This is a genomic window from Microbacterium sp. NPDC019599, assembly GCF_040632175.1.
GTDB lineage: Bacteria > Actinomycetota > Actinomycetes > Actinomycetales > Microbacteriaceae > Microbacterium.
This window is the reverse complement of sequence record NZ_JBEYBL010000012.1, coordinates 77,592-100,667: the sequence shown is the minus strand read 5'-3', so window position 1 is coordinate 100,667 and position 23,076 is coordinate 77,592. Positions and strand designations below refer to the sequence as shown.

Genomic DNA, 23,076 nt, shown 5'->3' with positions numbered 1-23,076 from the left:
CCTGCCACGGCGGACCGGGCGTCACAAGGGGTCCACGGTTCTAGCGGACGGTGAGGAAACGGGCGAGAATCGTCGCCAACGACGGGGGGTGATCCGTGGGCATCATCGACGACCTCCTGCGGTTCTTCAATCTCGCGCCGAGTGCAGGGTCGCCGGTCGCGGGTCTGCTCGAGGAGACGCAGTGGATCGACCAGCCGGTCATCGTCGACTCGGTGTCGGGATCGAACGACGCCTTCACGATCACGTCCACGCAGATCGATCTGTTCGCCGCTCTCAAGGCGGCCTATCCCGCACGCGTTGCGGCGATCGACGGCACGTTCGTGCGGGCCAACCCCGTGGATGCCACGAAGTATCAGTTCCTGCGTCGGCTGCGCATCGTATATCCGGCGGATGCCAAGGACACCTCGAAGGTCAACGGGACGGGGCGCCTCCCGCTCGCTGTGCTCGTGCACGGGCAGCACGAGTCCTGGCAGGGCGGCGTAGAGGTCCGGAATCACGACGGCTACAGCTACCTCCAGGAGGCGCTCGCCGCGGAGGGCATCGTCTCCGTCTCGGTGGACACCAACTGCGCCAACTACTTCGGCTCTCTCCTCGAGATGCGTGCACTGATCATCCTCGGGGCTATCGATGCGCTCAAGGCGATGGATGCCGACTCGTCGAACCGCCTGCATGACCGCATCGACCTCACACGTGTCGCGCTGCTCGGTCACTCGCGAGGAGGTGACGCGGTCGTCCGCGCGGCGATCCTCAACAAACCGAACAAGCACGCCGGAATCAAGTGCGTCATCTCGCTCGCGCCGACGGATTTCAGCGGCGCCCTCGCGGTCGCCGCGAACCGGATGTCGCTGGATGCCTCGACGGCCGGTTTCTACTTCGTCCTCTACGGCGGAATGGATGGCGACGTCTCCGGCGTGGGCGGTGCGAGGTCGTTCGCGGGCACGGGATTCCGGCTCTACGACCGGGCGGTGCAACCCAAGGCGATGGTCTACGCCCCGGGTTGCACGCACAACCGATTCAACAGAACGTGGTCGGCCGACGAAGACGGGATCCGTCCGGCGGACCTCGTGGCGATCCACAGCCGCGGCGACCACGAGGCTCTGCTCACCGAGTACGTCGTCGGCCTGCTCATGTGGCGGCTCCTGGGGAACAGCAAGAAGCGCGGGCTCTTCGACGGCTCGATGACCAATTCGAAGGGACACGCTGCCTCCCTCCAGTGGACGCACGGCAATGCGCTGCTCGAGGTGGACGGGTTCGAGGTTGCGGCGGCCTCATCGGTCGGTCCGCGAACCGTCGTCGGCGCCGACGTCCAGTCGATCGCCGACGTCGTGTTCAAAGGTGTGACTCTGGAGATGCACACCTCGCATCAGACCGGGGCCCTCGCGATGCAGGAGAGCCTCATCGGCCCCGCCCCGCCCGTGGTGGAGATCACCGTCGACGCCGCTCATCGCGATTGGTCGCGTTTCGACCTGCTCCAGTTCGGGCTCGGCGTGAGCTTCGACGTCACCAGCGCCGCATCCATCGCCGCCGGCAGCGGTCTTCCCGTCTTCACGGTGGGGCTCATCGACGGAGCAGGCACGAGCCGTGTCGTCGACTCGGCCACGTTCACGACCGTCAGCGTGCCGGGAAAGCCCACCCTGCATCGCGCGATGGTCGACTTCGGCATGGGCCCCGTCGACACCAACGTGACCTTGCACCGGCTCGCGACGGTGACCGTCAAGCTTTCGAAGTTCGCAGTGGGAGGTCCGGCCCTCAACCTGGCCGATGTCCGCACGCTGGAGATCGGGCCGACGTACGGGTTCGCGCAGCGCACACTTCTGGATTCGGTCTGGCTGGTGAAGTCATGAGAGTGGATGCTGTGACCTTCGAGGTTCTCGCCGAGCCCCCGATCCCCGAGTGGATCGTGCGAGTGACCGTGACCGGGACCGGCTTCACGATCACCTCGATGCCGTCGGTCGCCCGGGTCGGATCCGTCCCCGTCGAGGGAGTGTTGGAGGACGCCGGCGGGCTCGGGTTCATCGGCTATCTGCGCGAGGTGCCCGCCGACGGTGCCCACCTGTTCGTCGGCAAAGTCGCCGGGGCGCTGCAGGACACGGGGTTCGCGTTCGAGCCGGGAATCGTGTGACGCGCCTCCCGCGAGGCATCCCGGGTCGTAGGGCCCACTTCCGCATCGGCTGCGCTGCTGCCTGACCGTCTCCTCCGTGAGCGCTGGATCGACGCCTGCGGTCGCGCGATGATGGTGCCATGCCCGGGGAGGATCCGGTGAGCCGCGGGACCGCCGCGCTCGCCGTCGGGGACTGGATGTCGGCGAAGGAATGCTTCGCGCTTGCCGTCGAACAGGCTGGTTCGCCGGAGGCGTTGGACGGCCTAGGTCGCGCGGAGTGGTGGCTCAAGGATGTCCGCGGCGCGATCGTGACGCGGGCCCGCGCGCACCGCGGCTTCAAGCGCCTCGGCAGGTTCACGGAGGCCGCGCTCGTTGCGGTGTGGCTTTCGCGTGAGCTTCGTCCCCTCCTGAGGAGCGATGCCGCCGCCGAAGGATGGCTCGCAAGGGCGGAGACTCTGGCGGCGGCGGCGGGCGATGCCTCCTTGCTCGGATGGATCTCGCTCGCGCGCGCCGAAGCCGCGTCGGATGCGATCGAGGCGATCGCGCACTGTCGGTCCGCGGTGGAGGAGTCCCGCCGGCGCGACGATCCGGACTTGGAGATCCAGTCCCTGGCCCGACTGGGTGTGCTCGAGGTCGCCGCCGGCAGGGTGGACGAGGGCGTCACTCGGCTGGATGAGGCCATGGCGGCTGTGAGCGCAGGCGAAGCCCGGGATCTTGCGAGCGTAGGGATCGTGTTCTGCGCCCTGATGGAGCTCGGGGAGCTTCTCGGGGACAACGCACGATTCGCGGATTGGACCGCGGCGCTGGTGGAGGTCGGAGGGGGCCATGGCTTCGGACCCCTCGACGGCTTCGGCGCCGCCGCCGGGTACGGCGTGCTTTCGTCCTTCTGCGGTGCGTGCTGCGGTGGGCTGTATCTCGTCACCGGGCGCCTCGACGAAGCGGAGGGCGAGCTGCTCGCCGCGGTCCGTGATCTCGAGACGCACGAGATGGGGTTCCGATGTGTGCACCCCATCACGCAGCTGGCTGAGCTTCGCGTGCTCCAGGGGCGATTCGAGGAAGCCCGCGAGCTGCTCGGCAGCTACGAGGATCTTCCCGAGGCGGTGCGCCCGTTGGCCGTGCTCGAGATCGCAGTCGGATCGCCGGAGGCCGCCGCGGCGCGCCTGGAACGGCGGATCCATGAGCTCGGCGGGCTGACGGTCGCGGCGTTCCCGCTCCTGACGGTCCTCGTGGATGCGCACCTCTCTATGGGAAGGTCAGAGGCGGCGGCCGAGGCCGTCTCGAAGACAGCGGTCGTCGCGGGGCTCACCCGGAGCCGGCGTCATCGGGCCGAGGCGCTCTTCGCCGAGGGGAAGCTCGCCGCCATCGCGACGCGCGACGACGCATCGTCGCTCCTCCGCCAGTCCGCGGAGGCGTTCAGCGATGCATCCCTTGCACTGCAGGCCTGCCGCGCCAGGCTGGAGCTGGCGCGCACGCTCGTCGAACGCGACCGCCCGGTTGCGATCGCGGAGGCACGAGCATCCCTCGCAGCATTCGATCGGCTCGGCGCGGTCCCCGATGCCGACGCAGCAGCCGCGTTCCTCCGCGAGCTCGGCGTGAAGGGCCGGACCGGCCCGAAGGATCTCGACCTCTTGAGCAAGCGAGAGATCGAGGTTCTCCGGCTGGTCGCCAATGGGCTGTCCAACGGCGAGATCGCCTCGCGCCTGTTCATCAGCACGAAGACGACAGGCCACCACGTGAGCAGCGTGCTGTCCAAGCTCGGCTTGCGCAGCCGAACCGAGGCAGCAGCCTTCGCCGCTATCCATCTTCGAAGCGATCAGTCCGGAAATAGGGAGAATGCCCCATCCTTCGTCCCGCCCGCAGGCGCACGCTGAGAGGAGGAAGGAGCAGTGCCATGGTGCATCTGAAGACAACGATCGTGATCCGCAGGACGCAGGAGGAGACCTTCGACTACATCACCGACCTGAGGAACGCGACGGAATGGGCGGCCGAGCTCGTCGACATCACCTACGACGGCGATCTGCGGCTCGGTGCCACCGGCGTGGAGGTCCGGCGTCGAGGGAAGAAGGAGTTCACCTGGCCGTGGACGGTGACAGCGTACGAGCGGCCGAATCGCATCATCCTCGAGTACGGTCGGCCGTATCCCGCGATCGCCGAGTTCACCTTCGTCCGCGACGCCGACGGGACGCGCTTCACCTGCGACACCGAACTGCGGCTCGAGGGACTCCAGCGGATGCTGTCGCCCCTGGTCGCCGCGGAGGGACGGCGGATCGACGCGGCCCAGTTCCGGAAGGCGAAGGAGATCCTCGAGTCGCAGGGCACGGCGGCAGACCACGCACGGGAAGGCAGGAAGCCGTGAGCGAGGATCCGAAACAGGTCGCCGAACGGTTCTACGACATCATCAACGAGGGGTCGCTGGAGAGACTCGACGACGTCTGCGCACCGGACGTGAGAGGTCACGCGGGCGCCGGTGCGGACCTCCCCGAACTCAAGCGGTCGATCGGGAGCCTGGTCGAAGCGTTCCCCGGCTTGACGGCGACTCCCCGGCATGTCCTCCAGGAGGGCGGCCTCGTCACCACGTGGGTCACGTACGAGGGGATCCACCGAGGATCGTACGCCGGGGTGCCGGGCACGGGTCGCCGAGTGCGCTTCATGGCATGGGACCTGTTCCGCGTGGAGGACGGGCGGATCGTCGAGATCACCCAAGCCTGCGATCTGTTCACCCTCATGAACCAGATCGGCGCGTTGCCCACGACCGCGCCGGCCTGAGCAGGTGGATGGCAGGGCGATCGGAGCTTGATCGAGCGAGAGGTCGGGGTGGCCCACCCATCTCCCTCGCCGCTACCAGATCGTGCCGCCGCCGACCGAGATGCCGCCCCAGGTGAGCGCGATGAAGATCGCGGCGAACACGACCGGAGCGATGCCCTTGCCGTTGCGTGCGAGTCCCTTGAGGAGGCCGATCACCGCGAGGACCGCAGCGACGATGGAGAGCGCGCCGCCCAGGATCAGCCCGATGAACAGCGGGATGGGCATGAGCACGAGACCGGCCAGTGCGACCCAGAACGCCGCCCAGGCAGTCGGGTTGGAACGGCGTTCGACGGAGGAGGACATTCGTCCATTATGTCGAGTCGCCGCGAACGGCCCGGGGAATCGCGGATCCAGCGAGTCCCCGGGCCGTTCGGCGTCCTCGGTGCTCGAATCAGTCGTCGGTGCCTGCGGAGGAGCTGCCGACGACGGCCATGCTGGAGTCGAGGGCGATTTCGACGAGCTGGCCGGCGCCTGTGATCACTGTGACTTCGTACGGGGAGGCTCCGTCTTCGTCCGCCTCGATCTCGAGGATGCGGCCATCCGCCTCGGCGAGTGCCGCGGTCACGATGGCCTCGATCGATGCGGCATCCAGGACGCTCCGCGGCGCGGTGTCATCGGCGTCGGCCGGGTCGCTCGAGGTGACAGACGTCTCGCCGCCGGCGGTCACCCGGACCTCGGTCTCGGCGCCGTCACCGGTCTCGAGCGTGACATCCGCGCTCCCGTCCGCCTTCAGCTCGATCGCCACCGCCTCACCGTCCGCCGCGGCGGACGCGGCGTCGGTGAAGGCGGTCAGCTCGTCCGCGGAGTCGGTGCCGACACCGGTCAGGTCGGCCGGCGTCGCGTCGTCGGCATCGTCGTCGTCACGCTCCTGGGTTCCGCCGGTCGTGCTGTCGCCGTCGTCGTCGGTGTCCGTCGCGGAACTGCCGCGATCGTCGTCATCGTCGGCGATCGCAGCGCCCACCGCGACGCCCCCGCCGGCGAGCACGACGGCTGCGAGCACGGCTCCACCGGCGAGGAGCAGAGCGCGAAGGAAAGCTCGATTGCCCACGCGGCCTCGCGCCCCTTCGGATGCGGGCGCCGGGGTCTCACCGAGGCCGTCGGCTCGGGGCGTGGAGGAGGGGTCGGGGATGCTGTTCGTGTCGTCCATGATCCGATCGTGCCGACCGGGGGCTGAAGCGATCCTGAAGCGACCTGAAAGAGCGTTCAGGATGCCGCCGGCAGCGTGACCGTGAACCGCGCTCCGCCGCGTGGTGAGTCCTCCACCCGCACCGTGCCGCCCTCCGCCTCGGCGATCGCGCGCACGATCGCGAGCCCCAGGCCGCTGCCGCCCGCGTCTCGCGATCGCGCCTCGTCCAGCCGGACGAAGCGCTCGAAGATCCGGTCTCGCTCTTCGGGCGGGATGCCGGCCCCGTCGTCGTCGATCTGCAGGGTCACCGACCCCCCGGTCGGGAAGACTGCGATCGCGACCGCGCTCGACGCGTGACGCGCCGCGTTGTCGGCGAGGTTCCGGACGAGCCGGCCCAGCAGGCGGGGGTCGCCGAGCACGCGCGCGGCGCGGATGCCGCCGGCATCCACTGCCGTGCCCGCCGCGCGGAGCCGCGTCACCTCCGCCAGCGCGAGGTCGTCGAGATCGACATCCTCCCGGCGCAGCGTGACGCGCTCGTCGAGGCGCGCAAGCAGCAGCAGCGCATCGACCAGCTCCTGCATCCGCAGGCCCTCGTCATGCACGACATCGGCGAGATCGTCGACCGACGTCGCCTGCGGGTGCGCTTGGGCGAGTTCCGCGTGCTGGCGGATGGTGGCCAGAGGGGAGCGGAGCTCGTGCGAGGCATCCGAGATGAACCGCCGCTGCGCGGCGGCGGCGGCGTCCAGTCTGTCCAGCATGCGATTCATCGTCCCGGCCAGCGCGGCGATCTCGTCGCCCGAGTCCGGCACGGGAATGCGCCGGTCCAGGCGATCGGCGGTGATCTCGTCGACCTGGGCGCGGATCTGCGTCACCGGGCGCAGCGCGCGGCCGACGACCCACCATGTGATGGCGGCGACCAACGCGACCACGATCGGCACAGCGACCGCCAGGAGCACCGCCACGGTGCCGAGGGTCTCCTGCTCGTCCTCCAGGGGGACGCCGAGCAGCAGCGCCCCGTCCCCGTCGAGGTCCTCCCTCACCACCAGCACGGACTCGTCGTCAAAGGCGACGACAGGCGTCCCTCCGGAATCCGGCAGGGCGCCGCCGCCGGCGTCTTCCGAGGCCGCGACGACCTGCCCCGACGCATCGACGACCTGCACGATGACATCGTCGAGCTCGGAGACGACCTCGGCACCCTCCTCGTCGACTCGCGCGGCGAGCTGCTCGGCGCGGGACTCCGCGTCGCGGATCGCCGCGTCCCGGATGCTCACCGCCAGGACGCCGTAGAAGGCCAATGCGCCGATCAGCAGCGCGACCCCGACGACCATGGTTGCGGCCGCGGTGATCCCCGCCCGCAGCGACCTGCCGCGCCGTTCAGCCGCCATCAGCGTCCAGTCGATAGCCGGCGCCGCGCACCGTCTCGATCGCTGCGCGGCCGAACGGGCGGTCGATCTTGCGCCGCAGATGACCGACGTACACCTCGACGATGTTCGGGTCGCCCTCGAAGTCGTCGTTCCACACGCCGTCGATCAGGTCTCGCTTGGAGAGCACCTGGCCGCGGTGGCGCATCAGATGCTCGAACACGGAGAACTCCCGCGAAGTCAGTTCGATCGGCACCTCGCCGCGCCAGACTCTGCGCGAGCCCGAGTCGACCCGCAGATCTCCGGCCTCGAGCACGACCGGCCGCTCCACCCCACCGCGGCGGATCAGCGCACGCAGCCGGGCGACCAGGACAGCGAACGAGAACGGCTTCGTGACGTAGTCGTCGGCTCCGGTCTCCAGTGCCTCGACCTGGTCCCACTCCCCGTCCTTCGCGGTGAGCATCAGCACCGGCGTCCAGTTCTGCTCCGCCCGCAGCGCTGCGCAGACCTTCCACCCGCTCATCCCGGGCATCATCAGGTCGAGCACGATCGCGTCGTACCGGGTCTCGCGCGCCCGCCACAGCCCGTCCACGCCGTTGTGAGCGACATCGACGGCGAAACCCTCGGCCTCCAGCCCACGCCGGAGACCCTCGGCGAGGCGCACCTCATCGTCGACCACCAGAATCCGCATCACGTCCAGTGTCGTCCCCTCCGCCTGAATCCGGCCTGAAGCGCCCATCGCCGGCACCGAGCCGCGGCTGCAGCGGGTCTCTCAGACGCAGCGGCAGGGCCGGCTCGAAGTCGACGGAAAGCAGGGTCGCGGCATCCTCTCTGCTCTTCGTATCACGGCGCACAGGCTCGTGCTCTTGTCCTTCCGAGACCCTGGAGGCGCCATGAAGCAGGTCAAGGACAGGACGGTCGAAAGCTCCGGCACGACTCCGCAGTCGAGCGGCGGGGGCGGCGGGCCGTCCAAGACATGGTCGATCACGGGCACGCTGCGGGTGCGCGAGAGCGAGTTGGAGGGCACCTCGAAGGACCGCCCGCTCAAGGGCATCGAAGTGAAGGTGCAGGCGTCCGACGTCGGCGCGAGCGGACCGTGGAGCACGTGGGGCACGACTCGCACCGACGCTCAGGGCGCGTGGCGACTGACCGAGGCCAACAACGGCAGTACTCGCTTCTTCCGCGTTCAGGCGCGTCTCGTGGCGTCCGACCTCACAGTCGAAGACGGGTCGCTCGTCGATCTCAACCAGGTCGACCTCGCCGACCGCAACTGGCGCACGATCTGGAAGTCCGGCCGGCAGCTGGCGGGCCCGGGCGTGACGGTGGGGACGAGGGTGGTCGCCAGCGGTCAGGCAGAGGATCTCGGCGATGCCGAGTTCCGCCGCCAGGCATTGCTCTGGTACGTCATGCGGACGACGATCGACACGCTCGCGAGCAAGGATGCCTGGTTCGCGCTCGAAGACCAGCTCAAGGTGCTCTATCCCGCGCGGAGCGGGATAGGGGTCTCGTACCGCAGCTGGTCCACCATGCACCTGCAGGAGGGCTCCGACGACTGGAAGCCCGACACGGCCCTGCAGTACTTCTGGCAGGCATGGCACGACGACCACACATCGACGAGCCGCAGTGAGCACTTCTCGACCGGTTTCGGGGCCTTCGCCACGATGGCCATCACTCACGAGCTGTGGAACGGGCGCCTGCACAAGCCCTACAACCGGCGCTACGTCGCGGCGGGGCTCTCGATCAGCACGATGGAGGAGCTCGAGAACGAGCCCCTGGGCGTGCAGCACGCGCTGCGTCTGCTGCGGTACGACGGACGGCGCGGCTGGTGGAGCCATCTCTTCGGCACCGCTCAGCGCTATCCCGCGGGGCGCGAGGACGCGGACGGCGACGGCTCGCCGGACTTTCCGGCCGAGCCGGGCGTCAAGCACCGGCTCGCGGGGCGGGTCGTCCCCGGCGACGAGCCCGATCACCTCACCCTGTGGGAGATCCTCCAGACGTTCCGGGCCGACCAGGCGCGCGGCTGGCCGCGGGACTTCGCACTCCAGGACGACGACGACGGCCTGCTGACGTTCTTCGACCGTGTCGTGAGCATCCACGGCCTGTCCGAGAACACCCACGCGATGCTCCTCGATGCGCTCGACCCTCTTCGCACCGAAGAGCCGTTCGAATGGCTCCCGACCGCGTAGCAGCAGCTCCGCCACGCGTATCGATGACCCCCACCGTCGCGGGACGCGACCCGATGACCTGCCCGCTCGGCGCGCACAGAGGGGCGGGTCGCGGAGCACGAGCAGCGCGATCATCGTCGGCCTTCGCGACAGATGCAAGGGGGTAGGTCCCGTCGTGGAGCGTGCATAACGTCCTCCACGCGTGCATGCGCATGACCGAACCCGATAGGAGGAAGACGCAATGAGCACGAAGGTCGACAAGAGGGTCCTCGTCAATGTTCCGATCAGCGTCGCGTACAACCAGTGGACGCAGTTCGAGGAATTCCCTCATTTCATGAGCGGGGTCAAGTCCGTCAAGCAGCTCGATGACCAGAACCTGGAATGGGTCGCGGAGATCGCGGGCGTGAAGCGGCAGTGGAAGGCGCGCATCCTCGAACAGGTGCCGGACGAGAAGGTCTCGTGGGCGGCGACGGAGGGTGCCACGAACGCCGGCGCGGTGAGCTTCGAGGATGTCGGAGGCGGGCAGACCCAGGTGCACCTCGTCCTCGAGTACGAACCCGAGGGAATGGTCGAGAAGATCGGCGACAAGCTGAACGTCGTCGAGAGGCAGGCGGAAGGCGACCTGGACCGCTTCAAGGAGTTCATCGAGTCCGAGGGCTATGCCACCGGCGCATGGCGGGGATCCGTGGGCGCGGCGACGGGTGCGGAAGAGCCCGGGATCGAGGCGGCCGCCGACTCCCGTGGTGACAGCGGCAAGGCCGGGGTCTCCGGCAAGGTCGCGGCAGGCGTCGGGCTCGCCGCCGCCGCTGCCGCCGCCGCAGGTGTCGCGGCGGCCAAGAAGAGCTCGGACGACACGGATGTGGAGCCCGGTGCCGCGGCCACTCCCGTCTACGACACGGTGTCCGAGGCGTACGGCACGTCGGAGCCCAGATGGACGGATGACTCGGCCGACACCGCGCTTCCCGCGGGAGCGATCGAGCCCGACGTGAGCCAGGCCCGGTCGACCGAGTCTCCCCTCGACGTGGATGAGGATCACCTGGCGCGCAAGGACCGGACCACCGGCGACCCGCTGTGAGCGCCGGATCGCGACAGTGATGCGCGGACCGTCGCCCGACGGTGGAGCCGTTCGCGCGGACCGGTGACCCGCCATCGGCCGGCACACGGCGTTGAGACGCCGTCGTGCCGGCCGATGTCGTGCCGGCCGACGACATCGAGCATGCGGACCCCTCGGCCCTCTAGGTTCGAAGGGATGCCGCGTCGCGCGGCGCTCGCGACGGAAGGATGCTGTCCTCATGCCCGAACTGACTCTCCCCGCCCCGCGCCCGTGGCCCGAGGCTCGCCCGCTGCGCTGGGGCGTCCTCGCACCAGGGGGCATCGCCGAGCGTTTCACGGAGGCGCTGCACCGCCGTACCGCCCAGCGCGTGGAGGCTGTCGGCTCGAGGTCGGCGGACCGCGCGCAGGCGTTCGCGGAGGCGCACAGCATCCCGCGCTCGTACGGCGACTATCGCGCGCTCGTCGAGGATCCCGGCATCGACGCCGTGTACGTCGCGTCGCCGCACAGCGCACATCTCGAGCTCGCTCTGCTCGCGATCGGGGCGGGCAAGCATGTGCTGGTCGAGAAGCCGCTCGCCACGACGGGCGCCGACGCGCGCCGCATCCTCGACGCTGCGCGTGCGGCGGGCGTCTTCGCGATGGAGGCGATGTGGACGCGGTACCTCGATCAGTCCGACGTCGTGCGGCAGGTGCTCGCGGACGGAGTCATCGGCGAGGTCACGAGTGTGGCCGCCGACTTCGGCTTCGCGATCCCCTTCATGCCGGAGCACCGGCTGTTCGACCCCGCGCAGGCCGGCGGCGCGCTGCTGGATGCGGGCGTGTATCCGGTGTCGTTCATCTCGTCGGTGCTCGGCGCTCCGGGCCGGCTGACCGCCCGCGGTTCGCTCGCGGAGACGGGCGTGGACGATCAGGCCGTCGTCACGTTCGAGTACCCGGACGCCATCGCGACGGCCGCCACGTCCCTCAAGTCGCACCTGCCGGTCACAGCGGTCGTCGCCGGGCGGACTGGCCGGATCGAGGTCGGGCCGGGGTTCATCGGGCCGAGCACCGTGCGCGTCACGCTCCCCGACTGGAGCGGCGAACCGACGGTCGGCGATTGGACCGATGAGGCCTTCGCCGGTCCCGGCCAGGAGGGACTGAGCCGTCAGGCCGAGGCGTTCGCCGGGTTCGTGGAGCAGGGCCTCGCCGAGTCGCCGATCCACCCGCACGATGAGGTCGTCGCGATCGTCGACGCGCTCGACCGCGCCCAGCGCCAGATCATCGAGTCGGCACGCTGACCGGTCACGACGGACAAGCTGTTCCAACTGGTCTTCCCGTGGCGCCCGAGGCGATCCGTCACGTTCTCGTGATGTCAGCGTCGCCGGGTGAGAGCGCGGTGGCGGAGGCGACGCCGAGGAGCTTGAGCGCCTGCTCGTCCGCGGTGCCGGGCTCGGCGGTGAGGACGGTGAGCTGGAGTCCGGGCTGGCCGAGGTCATGACCGACCCGCGGATCCAGCGAGAATGGGCGGATGCAGTCGTGGGAGATGCGCGAGTGGTTCGCCGACTACCTCGACGCGTGCAACCGCCACGATCTCGACGCGATCCGGTCGTTCGTCGCGCCGTCCGTTCGCCGGGCGCACCTGCCCGGGGGAGCCGACGCCTGGGTCGCGGATGCCGCGGACCTCTTCCACGGGTTTCCGGACTGGCAGTGGCGCCGCATCCAGCTCCTCGTCGAGGACGACCGCATCGCCGTGCACCTGCGCGCCGGAGGCACGCATCTCGGGCCGTTCCGCAGCATCCCGCCGACACGCAGACATGTCAACGTGGCGCAGTTCGCGATGTACCGCGTGACGGGCGGGCGCATCGCCGAGTTCACGGGGACGGGCGAGTCGGAGCTGATCGCGCAGCTTCAGGGCTGACGTCTCCCCGGGGGCGCCGACCCACCCGGGACGGATCCGGGTCGCCCTGGCGCCGGTCGGTGTGAGCCGTTAGTGTGTCGCCCGCGGGTCCGGCTGTGGATCTCCGGGCGCGACCGTCGAGTTGTGCGGTGGGTTGCCCGGGGATGAGGCTCCCTCTCGCACCGGTTCCGGGGGCATCATGGGGCGACCTTTCCGGGGTACGCGCGCGGCGCGTCCTGCTTCGGACCGGTCGTGGGCGTGGGTCGTCGCCGTCGCGACGTCGGTGCTGCTCGTGGCCGGCTCGATCACCGGCGGAGCATCGACCGCCGTTGCGGCGGGACCGATGCCGGTGTGGCAGCTCCCCTTCGAGGCGGGGCAGCGGTGGCAGGCGGGATCGCCGCACGCTTCGAGCTCCGTCGAGAACGCGCCGCGCGCCTCGCTCGACTTCGGCCCCGGCAGCAGCGGCACGAACTCGAGAGTCGTCGCCATGGCGGCGGGGACCGTGTACTCGATCACCTGCAGTGGAGGCTCGTACCTCGGAATCGACCACGGCAACGGCTGGCGGAGCACGTACTACCACCTGAAGAACCAGCAGACCGGCCTCATCGGCAAGTCGGTGTCGGTGGGGACCTACCTCGGTGACGCGGGCCAGACACTGCCGTGCGGGGGCAGCTCGACGTTCAACCATGTGCACGTCACGATCCTCGCCGACGGGCGCGCGGTGTCGGTCTCGGGCTTCCGCTTCGGCGACTACACCGTGTACAGCGCGGGCCAGGACTACTACGGCTACTGGAACAACGGGGCGGGTGCGCGGGTCGTCACGAACAACGGCGTGGCCATGTGCTGCCTCACGAGCACGACGAGCACACCGACGCCGCCCGTCCCCCCGGACGGCACGTTCGTCGTCTACCAGGGCAACGTCTATCGCATCGCCGGTGGTGCGCCCCTATATGTAAGCGACTGGAATGCCGTCGGCGGAGTGCAGACGTACCGCACGCTCAGCGACTCCGACTGGGCTGCGCTGCGGCGGCATCCGGCCGATGGGACGTTCATCCTCGGTGGTGCCACGGGTCACGTGTTCCGGATCGCCGGCGGCGCGCCGGTGTATGTCAGCTCGTGGGACGCGGTGGGCGGCGCCCAGACGCCCGTGACGGTCGACCAGGCGGTGATCGACAACGCGGACGGCGCCGCACCGTGGAACCGTCTGCGGACCTATCCGGCGGACGGGACGTTCATCAACGGCGGTTCGACGGGGCAGGTCTTCCGGATCGCCGGCGGCGCGCCGATCTACGTCGGCTCGTGGGCGGCCGTGGGCGGTGCTCGAGCGGTGACGACGGTCGATCAGGCCGCGATCGACAACGCGGACGGCGGTACGGTCTGGAATCATCTGCGCCGGTACCCGGCCGACGGGACGTTCATCAACAGCGGTTCGACGGGTCGTGTGTTCCGTGTCGCCGGCGGCGCGCCCATCTACGTCGGCTCGTGGGCTGCGGTGGGCGGCGCGAAGCCGGTGACGACGATCGATCAGGCCGCGATCGACAATGCCGACGGGATCGCACCCTGGAGCAATCTGCGGGCGCACCCCGCGGACGGGACGTTCCTCACAGTGCTGTCGGGCGAGGTCTATCGCACGGTCGGCGGGTCGCCGCGACTTCTCGGATCCTGGGATGCTGTCGGCGGGGCTCAGCCGTCGACTCTCGTCGACGCGGCCGCCGTCGCGAAAGCCGGTGGAGCGGCGCCGTGGAACCACCTGCTCGAGGACCCCATCGATGGCAGCTCGATCCTCACGAAGCCCAGCGGAAAGCACTACCGGTTCGACGGCGGCTTCTGGCGGGAGGCGACAGCATCCCCGTCCGCCGTGGCGATCGGAGACTCGAGCGAATACCCCTCGCAGGTCATTCCGGGCGTGCCGACGGTCACGGGCACCGCCAACGTCGGCAACGTGCTCACGGCGAATCCGGGCAGCTGGGCGCCGGCGCCGATCGCATTCGCCTACCAGTGGACGCGCGACGGCACCCCGATCTCGGGTGCGACGGCATCCAAGTACCGGTTGGCGACGCCTGACGCGGGCCGGAAGATCGCCGTCCAGCTCACGGGCTCCTCCACGGGAATGCGGTCTGCTGCGGCGACCAGTCCGGTGAGGACGGTCCGGCTCGCGTTCACGACAGCACCGACGCCGACGATCAGCGGGACGGCGAAGGTGGGGTCGACGCTGACCGCTGCGGCGGGGACGTGGTCGCCGACGCCGACGACGCTGACCTACCAGTGGAAGCGCAACGGTGCCGCGATCACGGGGGCGACCTCGCGGACCTACCTCCTGGCGAAGGCGGATGCCGGGGCGAGCATCACGGTCACGACGACTGCGGGCAAGCCCGGATACGCCCCGACCTCCAAGACGAGCGCGGCGAAGACGATCGCGACGCTGCCGTTCACGACGGCGCCCGTGCCGACCATCAGCGGGACGGCCAGGGTCGGGTCGACGCTGACCGCGATGGCCGGCGCGTGGTCGCCGACGCCGACCGCGGTGTCGTATCAGTGGAAGCGCAACGGCACGGCGATCGCGGGTGCCACTGCCGCCACCTACCTGCTCGCGGCGGCCGACGCCGGTGCCGGCATCACCGTCACAGTCACTGCGGCACGGTCGGGGTACACCACCACCTCCAAGACGAGCGCTGCGAAGGCGATCCCCCTGATCTTCACGGCGGCGCCGACGCCGACGATCAGCGGGACGGCGAAGGTCGGGTCGACGCTCACCGCGACGGCGGGGGTGTGGACGCCGACGCCGACGACGCTGTCGTATCAGTGGAAGCGCGACGGCGCGGCGATCACGGGTGCCACGTCGACCACCTATGTCCTCGTGGCTGCGGATGCCGGGACGAGCATCACGGTCACGACCAAAGCCGCGAAGTCCGGGTACTCGACCACCTCGAAGACGAGTGCAGTCACGGTGATCGCGACGCTGGCGTTCACAACGGCGCCGACGCCCACGATCAGCGGCGCGGCGACAGTGGGCTCGACGCTGACCGCGACGGCCGGGGCCTGGTCGCCGACGCCGACGACGGTGTCGTACCAGTGGGCGCGCGGCGGCACGCCGATCACGGGCGCGACGTCGGCGACCTACCTGCTCGTGGCTGCCGATGCCGGCACGACCATCACCGTGACGACCACCGCGGTCAGGTCCGGCTACACCACCACGTCCAGGACGAGCGTGGCGAAGGCGATCCCGCCGGGGTGACCTGCCGCCGCCGCGTGAGCGCATTGTGGGTGCCCGGCCGATACCGGGCACCCACATGGCTCCGGCTACTCGCTCTCGACGTACTTGACGACGAACGACCAGCTCAGACCGCGGTCCGCGACCGACGTGCATCCGACGTGCACGGCGCTCTGCCCGATCCCTCCGGAGAAGCCGTTCAGGGTGCCGCCGGTGTCCGCGCCCCAGTTGTTCCGCGCCTGGATGTAGATGATGGTGCAACCCGGGTAGCTCTTGTCCGCGTGCCTCGTGATCTCGTGGGCGAACTCCCAGTCGCCCTTGAGATCGAAGGCGTCGGTGCTCACTTCGACGTCGGCGGGAATGGCCGTCTGGTCCCCGTGCGTGCCGATGCCGGCTTCACCGCCGTGGGGGCCGGTGAGGTTCGACTTCCCGCCGTCACCCGCGCCGAGTATGCGCACACGGTGCAGGAACTCCGTGGCCCGGCGGGCATCGGCTGCCAGCTCCTGGGCCGCGGCGCTGTCAGCCGCCAGCGAGTCAGGGTGATCCCAGTACAGCGCGCCTTCCGCCTGCACCTTGGCATCGAGCGCCGTCTGCCGCAGCTTGAGCGACGCCGCGGCATCACGGGGGAGCAGTCCTTCCGCCAGGAGCCCGTGATAGGCGACCATCGCACCGACGAGGAGCGCGCGGTCGACGGCGAAGCTGGGCGGAACGGGCACTTTGTGCTCGAAACTCTTGACGAGCTTGTTGAAGTGGGTGAGCTCAGCAACGGCCCACCCGTCCTGATGGTGTGTCTGGAAGTCGGTGAACATCTGGAGGACCTGAGCCGGTGTGAGGCCCGTCGTGCTTCCCATCGAAGGTGCGGCGGTCGATGAGTTGCTGTAGACCGTCGCGGAGATGCTCACGTGATTGCTGGTCGCCGCCTGTGAGAACGCCGTGCTGCCATTCGTGCTGAAGACATCAGGCGTCGATGCGGACAATGAGGCCTTGAACTTGAGGAGGTCATCCCTCTTGACGGCGCTCATCTGGTAGACGGCGTGGAACTCGGCCCTCTGCAGGCCGCCGCTGATGAAGTAGTCGCCGTAGTCCAGCCGGAATTTCTCGGGATCGGAGCCCGCGAGGGCTATCGCATCCGTGTCCAGTGTCGGCGTCTTGATGCGGTCGAAGTGTGTCGAGTCGCTGTACCAGGAGAAGACGAGCGTCTCGCTGGTTTCGGAGAACCGCACGCTCTTCGTGAAGTCCAAGCTCGCCTTGACCGTCACTCCCTCGAGGTCGCCGGATCCCTCCAAGGACGCCTGGATGAGCTGGTCGAAGTCGTCCTGGCTCGTCACGTACTTGTAGTCGATCTTCGAGGTGGCGGCCGTCGGACGATCCACCTCTGTCGCCGGGATGACGGCACCCATCGATGCCTGCGTCATGTAGTCGTACCCCATGCCCAGTTCGAAACCCTGCTTCCACGGCACATACAGGATCATCGGCACGAGCGACTCGGTGCTGTTCGTGTTCACCGCCCCGTTCGGGACCGTCTGCGTATCGGACATAGCGAACTTCCTCTCTTGCTGTTGCTGAACCCGCTGCGGCGCTCGTCGGCGCGCATGCGGAGGCGATCGATGGCTCGTCGCGGCTATTGAGCCGTGACGGTGAGACGCAGCGCCGAACCGGACGGCAGCGTCACCTTGCACGCGAAATCGCTGAAATCACCGAGCACATTGATGTCCGTGGACGCCGAGGCGACCCCGAGCCGGTTCGTGCAGTGCGCGTTCAGCGTCAACCGTCCGCTGCCGGACTCGCTCAGCGTTCCGCTGGCGCCCGGAGCGAGAGAGATCCTCTGCTCCCCGATGACGACGTCGACATTGACCGCCTGGTATCCGTTGGCACCGGTGGCGTTCTCGGCCCTGACTTTCCATCCCATCGTCCGCCCCTTCCAGGAGACGTGACCCTCGCGCCGGCTACGCCAGGTCATGGGGGTCAGCCTTCGACGGGTGAGCCTAGGGTGGCCGCGAGACGGGCGGCCATAGGGCATTTGCCCTACCCTGAGACCCATCGGGTGCTCGGCGGTGGAGTCTTGATGGGCACCCGCGGGGCGACCGGCACGGCATCGGGGGTCGTGACGGCGAAAGTGCGAGGACGCATGACGCTGCTGGGGAGACAAGCCGAGTTGGCGGAGCTCACGCGCCTGCTGCGCCGTGGCACCAGGTACATCGGGGTCGCGGGCCGCTCGGGTGTGGGCAAGTCGGCCGTGCTCTCGGAACTCGCCGGCTCCCCGCCGCCAGGCATGGAGGTGTGGGATGTCGACCTCGCCGGCGCGCCCGCAGGGACTGCCCTGCTCGATGAGGCGGCTCGGCGACTCGGACTGGCCCGGAGGGCGGACTCACCTGGCACAGACGGAGTCGACGCGATCGCGGCTCGGGTCGGCCGGCGACGCGTCGTCCTCGCGCTCGACAACTCCGATGAGCTCGCGCTCGAGCCCGACCCCGCCCAGGCGCTGTTGCGGCGATGCCCCGGCCTCACGCTCCTGGTCGCTCGGCATCGACCGCCCGGTGAATCGATCGCGCTCGTCCATCTGCGTCCCCTCGAGGTGCCGGATGAATGCGCCTCCCTCGACGAACTGGCGGGGAATCCGAGCGTGGGCCTCTTCGTCGATCGAGCCGCTCGTACCGACCCCCGGTTCCAGCTGACCGGCGAGAACGCGCGCGACGTCGCAGAGATCTGCCGACTCGTGGGCGGGCTGCCCCTCGCCATCGAACTCGCTGCAGCGCGAGTGCGGATCGTGTCCGTCGCAGGACTCGTGCGTGAGCTGCGGGATGGCGGCGCGGGGCGAGGCCTCGACCTGCTCACAGCCCCGATCGACACCGTCCATTCGGGGATCCGCGACGCCCTCGCCTCCACGTGCGCGGATCTCGCGCCTCGCGAGCGCAGGCTGCTCGAACTGCTGTCCGGCTTCACCGGTTCCTTCCCGTTCGAGGCTGCCGTCTCGCTGAACGGCCGGGCCGCGTTCGAGACGCTGGACGATCTGGAGAGACTGGTCGACCTCCGCCTCATCGAGCCGCGGACGAGCGTCTCTGGCGAGCGGGTGTTCGGCCTGCTTCCCATCGTGCGCGCATACGTGCAGGAGGTGTCGACGCCTGTCGAGGGGGATGACCGCCGACGTCGAGTCGTGCTGGCTGATCTGCTCGTTCAGGCGGCATCGGCGGCGCGATCCGCGGGATCGATCGCCGATGTGACCCCCGCTCAGGTGATGCGGCGCGATCTTGCGTACGAGGCCAGGCGACTCGTGGATGAAGGGGAAGCGGGAGCGGCCTCGTGGCTGGTCGACTGCGCCGAAGTGCTCCACGGATTCGCGGAGGGGGCGGCGGTCAGCGAGCTCCTCGACCGGCTGATCATGTCGCGCGACCTCGCGTCCCTGGACCAGGAGACCCGCGCCCGGGTGTTCCTCTGGAGCTCCTACCTGTTGGCGATGTCACCGGACGGAAGTGGCCTCGCTGCGACTGTCCGGGGCAGATTTCGTGCGGCCTCCGACTTGATCGACGCCGACACGTGGCCGCTGATCTCGTTGCAGACGAAGTTCTTCGGCATGATGTCGCACGTCGTGACCGGAGATCTGCCTGTCGCGATGCGACTCGCCGCGGAGGGCGCCCAGGAGGCCGAGTCTCTGCCGAGCCCCGTGTGGGCGGCACGATTCGCCGTCTGGCTGGCAGCCGCCGCACATGCCGTGGGAGATCTGCCGAGGGCGATCTCGATCGCGGTCGGCGCGCTGGAGCGCGGCTCGAGACTCCACGACTCGTACACGCTGGTCGGCGCAGCCGTCATCCTCCATACGCTTCCACCCGGGTCGCTGTCCGATGACATCCCTCTTCCGCCCCTCGAGGATGCGCTGGCGCTCGCACGGGCCCGCAGCGATGTCATTCAGGAGGGCTTCGTGCTCGCCACACTCACGAGCGTGGAGATCGATGCGGGGCGCTTCCGCGCCGCGGCCGGCTGGTGCGCCGAGCGGCTCGCGCAGGGGGCGAAGCGCGGATGGTCGCTGGAGTCGGAGATCTCGTTGGTACAGACGGTTCTGATCGCAGCCGGCCTCGGCGATATGCGGTTCGCGGCACGGATGCTGGGGGCTGTGCGCGCCGATCGCGAACGCGTGCTGCGGGCGATGGCGCCGCGTCACCGCGAAGCGATCGACGCCGCCCAGAAGCACGTCGTGGATCGGCTGGGAGCCGCTGCGTTCGATCTCGTCGGCGCCGGGCAGCTCCTCTCCTCGGAAAGGGCCGGCGAGGAGGCGATCGGCTGGCTGCGCTCCCAGGCCGCTCAGCGGGAGTCGAGGACGAGGTCAGAGGCGCCGACACTGACGCCTCGAGAGCATGAAGTCCTGCGGCTGCTTGCCGAGGGGGACTCCAACAAGCAGATCGCCACTCGACTGGGCCTTTCGGTGAAGACCGTCATGCACCACTCGGTGTCCATCTACCGAAAGCTCGCGGTGCGCGGTCGGGCGGAGGCCACCGCGTATGCCTACCGAGGCGGACTGCTGACCGACCCGTGACCGATCCCGGTGCCCCGATCACCCGCCCAGCTGCGCAGGACCCCGGCGATCTCGGGATCCCTCTCGTCCGCGATGGCCTTCTGGAGGGCCTCGTCGACGACGTCCTGGAGGATGACGCGCTCGCCGCGCTCGGCCGACAGCACCGCAGCTTCGACCATCGCGAGGCTCGCGAGATTGCCGCGGGCGGAGTTCGGCGTGGGCGCGCCCGTCCGCACGGCCGCGACGAACTCGGCGAGCGAGCCCGCGATCTCCTCGGGGATCTCGCCCGGATCGACGGCGGAGATCTCGGCATCCCCTTCCCACGTGGGCGCCGACTCGCCGTCCCACCGAGCCGTTCCGCGGGCGGCGCTGATCCGCCAGTCGCCGTTCCACGACGTCTCCAGCCCGTCGGCGCACCACGAGCCGGTGTAGACGAACCGCGCGCCCGAGCGCAGCGTGAAGGTCGCCACGACGCTCGCATCGCCGCGGTACCAGCTCCACGCCGGGTTGAACTCGTCGCAGTAGACGGCGACGACCTCGTCGTCGACCAGGTAGCGCATCGCATCGAAGGCGTGGATCGCCATGTCGATCAGCAGCGGGTGCGCCATCTCGTCGCGGAAGCCGCCGAACCGGGGCGCCTTGAAGAAGTCGGCCCTGATGAGGCCCACCTCCCCGAGACGGTCGACGACGCTCTTGAACTGGTCGAGCGTCCGGTAGTAGCGGCGGGACTGGCTCACCATGAGCAGGTGACCGGATGCCTCGGCCGCCGCCGCGAGTGAGAGCGCCTCCGAGACAGTCGGCGCGAGCGGCTTCTCCGTCAGCACGGGGTAGCCCGCGCGCAGCGCCTCCGTCGAGACCGCGTGGTGCGCCGCCGGGACGGTGACGTTGACGACGACGTCCGCGTCGAGGCCGTCGGGCAGCTCGGAGATGCGCTGAGCGACGGCGAGGCCGCCGAGGCCCAGCTCCGCCAGTGCGGACGTGGCCGCGTCGAGGCTGAGGTCGACGAGGGCGACCGGCTCGACGTCCTTGGAGTCCTGGAGGTTGCGCAGCCACCCGCGGCCCATCGGACCTGCACCCACGACGATCGCCCGGAGCGGGCGCCCGGTGTAGGGGATCAGGCGGGTCACGACGCGGGCTCGTCCGCCGCGACGGGCCAGACGAGGGGCGCGGAGAACTCTCCGACGTCGTACCGCGCGATCTGCGGCGCCTCGCGCCGTCGACGCTCTCCCGCGGCCCAGACGACGCCGTTGGAGAGGACGCGACGGATATCGGGGTGGTGGTACACCGGGTAGTCCTGGTCGCCCGGGCTGAAGTAGAACACGCGGCCGAATCCGCGCTGGTACGTGATGCCGCTGCGGAAGACCTCGCCGCCGCTGAACGAGCTGATGAAGACCACCTCGTCGGGCGTCGGGACGTCGAAGAACTCGCCGTACATCTCCTGCGCCTCGATCACGATCGGGTTCGAGACGCCCTGTGCGATCGGGTGGCTGGGCGCGATCGTCCACACCAGCTCGCGGTCATCGCCATTCCGCCAGCGGAGCACGCACGACGTGCCCATGAGCCGCTGGAAGATCTTCGAGAAGTGCCCCGAGTGCAGCACGATGATGCCCATGCCCGCGAGCACCGCCCGCTGCACGCGGTCCACCGTCTCTTCCGTGACGTCGCCGTGCGCCATGTGCCCCCACCAGAGCAGCACGTCCGTCCGCTCGAGCAGCTCCTCCGTGATGCCCTGATCGGGGTCGTCGAGCGTGACCGTCGTCACGACCGCCCGCTCGCCGAGGTTCTCCGCCAGGCCCTCGGCGATCGTGGCGTGCATGCCGTCGGGATAGATCGCGCGGACCTTCTCGTCGAACTGCTCGTGCCGGTTCTCGCCCCACACGAGGACGTTCAGCGGTGCGGACTGGTGCATGTTCGGTCTCCTGTCTGAAAGTGAGTCTCGGCACTGCGCGGGCCGCCCGGCCCTCGTCCGGCCGGGCGCTTCTACGGCATCCGCGCGGTCGTGGTCATGGTGACCTCGCGGCCGCCTTCGACCTCGGCAACGGCGAGCGACACCGAGATGGCGGCGAAGTCGCTCACGTCGTGCACGTGGGTCCCGCCGCACGGGATGCTGACCGTGCCCTGCGGCAGCTCGCAGACCCATGCTCGGCGGGCGGAGAGCGCGGCATCCGTGCGCTCGATGCGGATCACACCTCCGGCGGCGACCCAGTCCGCCAGGTGGGCGTTCGCCGCGGTCGCGATCGACTCCAGGTCGTCCAGGACGGCGGGGTCGAATCCCTTGCGCCGGAGCGACTTCCCGATCCGGTAGCTGTCGACCGAGCCGTGGGGCGTGATCCGCGAGGACTGGATGGCGAGCGAGTCGAAGGCGGGGTTGCCGAGCCCGTCGACGGGGGCGGGTTTCGTCCACGCGCCGGCGAGGGCCGCATCGAGGGCGAGCGACGCGAGGTGGCACGCGGTGTGTCCCGCCGACAGCGCGGCACGGTGGTCCTCGTCGACGGCGACGCGGACGGTGCTGCCGACCGCGGGCGGTTCCCCCTCGACGAGGTGCGCGACGACGAAGGTCCATCCGTCCGTGCCGGTGCGCACGGGGAGGTCCCCACCCAGGTGCAGCCGACCCTCGTGGATGCCGCCCGTGACGGCCTCGACGATCGGCCGATCCCCGTCCGCAGTGTGGAGGGCTCCGCGGTCGGCCGGCTGATCGGGCCAGGCCGTGTCGACGGGGTGGAAGGCCGTCGTGTCGAGCAGGACGGCGGCGCGACCGCCGTCGACGGGCTCGACGTGCAGGACGGTCCCGGTGGAGCCGGTGGCGCCGTCGGGGTAGGTGACGTGGGTGTCGACGTCGGGGAGAGGCATCCGATTCATCCGTTCGATCGA

At 69.6% G+C, this 23,076-nt stretch carries 20 protein-coding genes; 11 read left to right on the top strand and 9 right to left on the bottom strand.

Features of this window, described 5'->3' with window-relative positions; genetic code table 11:
* The first annotated feature begins 95 nt into the window (after nt 1-95).
* The 5 genes from ABZ477_RS17665 to ABZ477_RS17645 all read left to right on the top strand — a co-directional run bounded on the left by ABZ477_RS17665 (nt 96) and on the right by ABZ477_RS17645 (nt 4,867).
* Nucleotides 96-1,844, top strand: coding sequence for a hypothetical protein (locus ABZ477_RS17665; protein ID WP_360135872.1), 1,749 nt, complete (start codon nt 96-98; stop codon nt 1,842-1,844).
* 11 nt (nt 1,845-1,855) lie between these two features.
* A complete protein-coding gene (locus tag ABZ477_RS17660; protein ID WP_360135870.1) occupies nt 1,856-2,122 on the top strand; it encodes a hypothetical protein in 267 nt (88 codons plus the stop codon).
* Between the two features lie 137 nt (nt 2,123-2,259).
* Nucleotides 2,260-3,972: a response regulator transcription factor gene (locus ABZ477_RS17655; RefSeq protein ID WP_360135868.1), complete on the top strand. Its 1,713-nt coding sequence runs from the start codon at nt 2,260-2,262 to the stop codon at nt 3,970-3,972.
* 20 nt (nt 3,973-3,992) lie between these two features.
* Nucleotides 3,993-4,457 (top strand): SRPBCC family protein, encoded by a 465-nt coding sequence (locus ABZ477_RS17650; protein WP_360135866.1) that lies wholly within the window; start codon nt 3,993-3,995, stop codon nt 4,455-4,457.
* A complete protein-coding gene (locus tag ABZ477_RS17645; RefSeq protein ID WP_360135864.1) occupies nt 4,454-4,867 on the top strand; it encodes an ester cyclase in 414 nt (137 codons plus the stop codon). The genes ABZ477_RS17650 and ABZ477_RS17645 overlap by 4 nt, the downstream gene beginning before the upstream one ends.
* Before the next feature lie 72 nt (nt 4,868-4,939).
* On the opposite strand, the gene ABZ477_RS17640 is transcribed toward ABZ477_RS17645, so the two are convergent.
* From ABZ477_RS17640 to ABZ477_RS17625, 4 genes are all read right to left on the bottom strand, one after another.
* Nucleotides 4,940-5,209 carry a hypothetical protein gene (locus ABZ477_RS17640; protein WP_360135862.1) on the bottom strand — a complete coding sequence of 90 codons (270 nt, stop codon included), beginning with the start codon at nt 5,207-5,209 and terminating at the stop codon, nt 4,940-4,942.
* Between the two features lie 88 nt (nt 5,210-5,297).
* On the bottom strand, nt 5,298-6,053 hold the full coding sequence (locus ABZ477_RS17635; protein ID WP_360135860.1) for a hypothetical protein: 756 nt from the start codon (nt 6,051-6,053) through the stop codon (nt 5,298-5,300).
* 56 nt (nt 6,054-6,109) lie between these two features.
* Nucleotides 6,110-7,417, bottom strand: coding sequence for a HAMP domain-containing sensor histidine kinase (locus tag ABZ477_RS17630; protein WP_360135858.1), 1,308 nt, complete (start codon nt 7,415-7,417; stop codon nt 6,110-6,112).
* On the bottom strand, nt 7,407-8,084 hold the full coding sequence (locus tag ABZ477_RS17625; protein WP_360135942.1) for a response regulator transcription factor: 678 nt from the start codon (nt 8,082-8,084) through the stop codon (nt 7,407-7,409). Before ABZ477_RS17625 ends, ABZ477_RS17630 begins: the two co-directional genes overlap by 11 nt.
* A gap of 202 nt (nt 8,085-8,286) precedes the next feature.
* On the opposite strand from ABZ477_RS17625, the gene ABZ477_RS17620 reads away from it, so the two are divergent.
* From ABZ477_RS17620 to ABZ477_RS17600, 5 genes are all read left to right on the top strand, one after another.
* Nucleotides 8,287-9,579, top strand: a complete 1,293-nt coding sequence (locus ABZ477_RS17620; protein WP_360135856.1) for a hypothetical protein — start codon at nt 8,287-8,289, stop codon at nt 9,577-9,579.
* Nucleotides 9,580-9,799: 220 nt separating this feature from the next.
* Nucleotides 9,800-10,633, top strand: a complete 834-nt coding sequence (locus ABZ477_RS17615) for an SRPBCC family protein (protein WP_360135854.1) — start codon at nt 9,800-9,802, stop codon at nt 10,631-10,633.
* Nucleotides 10,634-10,850: 217 nt separating this feature from the next.
* Nucleotides 10,851-11,888, top strand: coding sequence for a Gfo/Idh/MocA family oxidoreductase (locus tag ABZ477_RS17610; protein WP_360135852.1), 1,038 nt, complete (start codon nt 10,851-10,853; stop codon nt 11,886-11,888).
* 230 nt (nt 11,889-12,118) lie between these two features.
* Nucleotides 12,119-12,508 (top strand): ester cyclase, encoded by a 390-nt coding sequence (locus ABZ477_RS17605; protein ID WP_360135850.1) that lies wholly within the window; start codon nt 12,119-12,121, stop codon nt 12,506-12,508.
* Nucleotides 12,509-12,686: 178 nt separating this feature from the next.
* Complete coding sequence (locus tag ABZ477_RS17600; protein WP_360135848.1) at nt 12,687-15,722, top strand: peptidoglycan DD-metalloendopeptidase family protein; 3,036 nt, start codon at nt 12,687-12,689, stop codon at nt 15,720-15,722.
* A gap of 65 nt (nt 15,723-15,787) precedes the next feature.
* Here the strand turns inward: ABZ477_RS17600 and ABZ477_RS17595 are convergent, their stop codons facing one another.
* Together ABZ477_RS17595 and ABZ477_RS17590 are read right to left on the bottom strand one after the other, a co-directional pair.
* Entirely contained in the window at nt 15,788-17,236 is a 1,449-nt protein-coding gene (locus ABZ477_RS17595; protein ID WP_360135846.1) for a hypothetical protein, read from the bottom strand.
* A gap of 83 nt (nt 17,237-17,319) precedes the next feature.
* Nucleotides 17,320-17,607, bottom strand: a complete 288-nt coding sequence (locus ABZ477_RS17590; protein WP_360135844.1) for a hypothetical protein — start codon at nt 17,605-17,607, stop codon at nt 17,320-17,322.
* A 156-nt stretch (nt 17,608-17,763) separates the two neighbouring features.
* Here ABZ477_RS17590 and ABZ477_RS17585 point away from each other — a divergent pair, with 156 nt between their 5' ends.
* Complete coding sequence (locus tag ABZ477_RS17585) at nt 17,764-20,226, top strand: LuxR C-terminal-related transcriptional regulator (protein WP_360135842.1); 2,463 nt, start codon at nt 17,764-17,766, stop codon at nt 20,224-20,226.
* On the opposite strand, the gene ABZ477_RS17580 is transcribed toward ABZ477_RS17585, so the two are convergent.
* The 3 genes from ABZ477_RS17580 to ABZ477_RS17570 all read right to left on the bottom strand — a co-directional run bounded on the left by ABZ477_RS17580 (nt 20,196) and on the right by ABZ477_RS17570 (nt 23,055).
* Nucleotides 20,196-21,332, bottom strand: coding sequence for a Gfo/Idh/MocA family oxidoreductase (locus ABZ477_RS17580; protein ID WP_360135840.1), 1,137 nt, complete (start codon nt 21,330-21,332; stop codon nt 20,196-20,198). The genes ABZ477_RS17585 and ABZ477_RS17580 overlap by 31 nt on opposite strands.
* Nucleotides 21,329-22,114: a ThuA domain-containing protein gene (locus ABZ477_RS17575; RefSeq protein WP_360135838.1), complete on the bottom strand. Its 786-nt coding sequence runs from the start codon at nt 22,112-22,114 to the stop codon at nt 21,329-21,331. The genes ABZ477_RS17580 and ABZ477_RS17575 overlap by 4 nt, the downstream gene beginning before the upstream one ends.
* A 71-nt stretch (nt 22,115-22,185) precedes the next feature.
* A complete protein-coding gene (locus ABZ477_RS17570) occupies nt 22,186-23,055 on the bottom strand; it encodes a metal-dependent hydrolase (RefSeq protein ID WP_360135836.1) in 870 nt (289 codons plus the stop codon).
* Nucleotides 23,056-23,076: the final 21 nt, after the last annotated feature.

What these genes read in the sequence shown, in the direction of transcription:
- ABZ477_RS17650 (WP_360135866.1), top strand. Translation starts at nt 3,993, where the DNA reads ATGGTGCATCTGAAGACAACGATCGTGATCCGCAGGACGCAGGAGGAG.
- ABZ477_RS17640 (WP_360135862.1), bottom strand. Translation starts at nt 5,209, where the DNA reads ATGTCCTCCTCCGTCGAACGCCGTTCCAACCCGACTGCCTGGGCGGCG.
- ABZ477_RS17635 (WP_360135860.1), bottom strand. Translation starts at nt 6,053, where the DNA reads ATGGACGACACGAACAGCATCCCCGACCCCTCCTCCACGCCCCGAGCC.
- ABZ477_RS17630 (WP_360135858.1), bottom strand. Translation starts at nt 7,417, where the DNA reads ATGGCGGCTGAACGGCGCGGCAGGTCGCTGCGGGCGGGGATCACCGCG.
- ABZ477_RS17625 (WP_360135942.1), bottom strand. Translation starts at nt 8,084, where the DNA reads ATGCGGATTCTGGTGGTCGACGATGAGGTGCGCCTCGCCGAGGGTCTC.
- ABZ477_RS17620 (WP_360135856.1), top strand. Translation starts at nt 8,287, where the DNA reads ATGAAGCAGGTCAAGGACAGGACGGTCGAAAGCTCCGGCACGACTCCG.
- ABZ477_RS17615 (WP_360135854.1), top strand. Translation starts at nt 9,800, where the DNA reads ATGAGCACGAAGGTCGACAAGAGGGTCCTCGTCAATGTTCCGATCAGC.
- ABZ477_RS17610 (WP_360135852.1), top strand. Translation starts at nt 10,851, where the DNA reads ATGCCCGAACTGACTCTCCCCGCCCCGCGCCCGTGGCCCGAGGCTCGC.
- ABZ477_RS17605 (WP_360135850.1), top strand. Translation starts at nt 12,119, where the DNA reads ATGCAGTCGTGGGAGATGCGCGAGTGGTTCGCCGACTACCTCGACGCG.
- ABZ477_RS17600 (WP_360135848.1), top strand. Translation starts at nt 12,687, where the DNA reads ATGGGGCGACCTTTCCGGGGTACGCGCGCGGCGCGTCCTGCTTCGGAC.
- ABZ477_RS17595 (WP_360135846.1), bottom strand. Translation starts at nt 17,236, where the DNA reads ATGTCCGATACGCAGACGGTCCCGAACGGGGCGGTGAACACGAACAGC.
- ABZ477_RS17590 (WP_360135844.1), bottom strand. Translation starts at nt 17,607, where the DNA reads ATGGGATGGAAAGTCAGGGCCGAGAACGCCACCGGTGCCAACGGATAC.
- ABZ477_RS17585 (WP_360135842.1), top strand. Translation starts at nt 17,764, where the DNA reads ATGGGCACCCGCGGGGCGACCGGCACGGCATCGGGGGTCGTGACGGCG.
- ABZ477_RS17575 (WP_360135838.1), bottom strand. Translation starts at nt 22,114, where the DNA reads ATGCACCAGTCCGCACCGCTGAACGTCCTCGTGTGGGGCGAGAACCGG.
- ABZ477_RS17570 (WP_360135836.1), bottom strand. Translation starts at nt 23,055, where the DNA reads ATGCCTCTCCCCGACGTCGACACCCACGTCACCTACCCCGACGGCGCC.